This is a genomic window from Staphylococcus sp. HMSC068C09, from assembly GCF_001813735.1.
Taxonomy (GTDB): domain Bacteria; phylum Bacillota; class Bacilli; order Staphylococcales; family Staphylococcaceae; genus Staphylococcus; species Staphylococcus hominis.
Map to the genome: position 1 here is coordinate 1 of NZ_KV813754.1, position 1,142 is coordinate 1,142.

At 27.7% G+C, this 1,142-nt stretch carries 1 protein-coding gene; it reads left to right on the top strand.

The genetic code is table 11. The features are described 5' to 3' along the window. Positions 1 to 235 precede the first annotated feature (235 nt). Positions 236 to 1,093 (top strand): YitT family protein, encoded by an 858-nt coding sequence (locus HMPREF2930_RS04095; RefSeq protein WP_002501998.1) that lies wholly within the window; start codon positions 236 to 238, stop codon positions 1,091 to 1,093. Positions 1,094 to 1,142 lie beyond the last annotated feature (49 nt).

Genomic DNA, 1,142 nt, shown 5'->3' on the forward strand with positions numbered 1-1,142 from the left:
TTAGCTATATTTTTTACTTTGCAACAGAACCTATTTTAATATATTTGTAAATGCCTTGGGAAATTTTTCATTTATTTACTTTGAGTATTAGACGCTGATTAAACATTAAATTATCTTTTTTAGAATTTTGTTTAAAAAAATATGATATCAATCATTAACACCAATTTCATTAAATTGATAAAACAAGTTATAATATAGGTGAAGACTTTTTAATAATAAAAATAGGAGTTCAAAAATGACAAAAAAAATGGTGATTATATCATTCGGCAGGATTTTACTTATTATAATTGGGGCACTTATTACAGCATATGGTTTGGAATCTATATTAATCCCAAATAACGTTTCTGACGGAGGAGTCACAGGGATTAGTATTGTAGGTTCCACTTTGTTTGGTTTACCTTTAGGAATATTAATAGGAATAATCAATTTACCATTTATATGGTTAGGTTATAAACAAATCGGACGTAAGTTTGCTATATTTTCAATAATAGGTATCTTATCATTATCTATATTCACTTCGATTATGCATCATGTACCAACAATTATTGAAGGTGATTCACTACTTATTACTGTAGTTGGTGGAGTTGTTATTGGATTAGGCATGGGTCTTGCCCTTAGAAATGGTGGGGCATTAGATGGTATAGATATGTTAGCCGTTTTATTATCTAGAAAGTTACCTTTCGGAACAAGTGATTTAATTTTATTTCTCAATACATTCGTATTTATACTTGTTTCTACTGTTTTTGGCTTTAAAGGTGCCATTTTATCAGCGCTCGCATATTTTATTGCTTCAAAAGTTATACATATTATTGAAGAAGGACTAAGTGGTTCGAAAACGTTTAAAATTATTACAAAAGATTATGACATTATGAATAAAGAAATTAAAGAAAGACTGGGAAGGTATTGCACATTTACAAAAGTGACTATTGATGAAGAAAATAATTCATTTGTAGAAATTTCTTGTGTTATTAATAAACTCGAAGAACAAAAACTTAAAGAAATTATAAATGATGTAGACCCAGACGCATTTATCGCAATATATGATACAACAGAAGTTAAGGCTGGAAATATGAAAAAATCAGATATATATTAAAATTACGATAAATAAAAAGGTTCTGTTGCAAAGTAAAAAAATATAGCTA

What these genes read in the sequence shown, in the direction of transcription:
- HMPREF2930_RS04095 (WP_002501998.1), top strand. Translation starts at nt 236, where the DNA reads ATGACAAAAAAAATGGTGATTATATCATTCGGCAGGATTTTACTTATT.